The organism is Oleiphilus sp. HI0117, assembly GCF_001635235.1.
The window spans coordinates 1-778 of record NZ_LWGA01001447.1 but is presented as its reverse complement, the minus strand read 5'-3'; the positions used below and the strand labels follow the sequence as shown (position 1 = coordinate 778).

The window sequence follows — 778 nt, the reverse complement described above, 5'->3', positions numbered from 1 at the left end:
GGACGAGCTTCATGGCACCAAATTAAAAATGGAGTTGCTCGCATTTCAAGACACCTTAACAGGACTGGTGAACCGCCGTGGTTTTGATAAGGCCATGGAGCTGGAGATCACTAGGTCAATCAAAGAGAAAGACCCTTTAACTTTGATTATGATCGATGTTGATCAGTTTAAACCTTTCAATGATAACAACGGACATCAAGCCGGTGACGAGTGTTTAAAGGCTGTTGGTGAAACCTTGCGTAAAGCGATGTGCCGACCAGCCGATATTGTTGCTCGGTATTGTGGGGAAGAATTCGCAGTGATTTTGCCTAATACCAATGCGGTGCAAGCGCAAGCGGTTGCGAAGCGTATAAATAAGTTGTTTAGTGATTTGAATTATCCTCATGAACACTCTTTAGTGGCAGATCATGTCACGGTTAGTGGTGGGATTGCTCAGTTTGCTGGTGAAGGGCAAAGTGCGGCAGAGTTTATCGAGAGTGCTGACAAATTATTATATGAAGCTAAAGAAGCAGGCCGTAATCGTATTTTATAGTTAATGAAGTTTATATTACTTACGCATGAGCGGGAATTAGAAAAGAAGAATAATACGGGTGCAGTCGTTAGAGGTATATTGAAGGGTGATTGCGAACTTGTCGTTTGGAAGCGTCGGGAACCCGATGAAAGTTTATTGAGTCTATTGGCTCGGCAGCAAGCCGCGGTGCTCTTTCCTAGAGAAGAACTGCCTACACAAAACACCGATAGCCCTGGCACTTATCAGCCTGACCCTCAATGTCTTTTT

Annotated in this window: 2 protein-coding genes; both read left to right on the top strand. The window is 44.1% G+C overall.

Annotation, left to right across the window (positions count from 1 at the left end):
* On the top strand, positions 1–532 hold a 532-nt coding region (locus tag A3757_RS24190), incomplete at its 5' end, for a GGDEF domain-containing protein (RefSeq protein WP_231878378.1).
* Positions 533–535: 3 nt separating this feature from the next.
* Positions 536–778: DTW domain-containing protein (locus A3757_RS24185; protein WP_156506557.1), on the top strand; the 243-nt coding region annotated here is incomplete at its 3' end.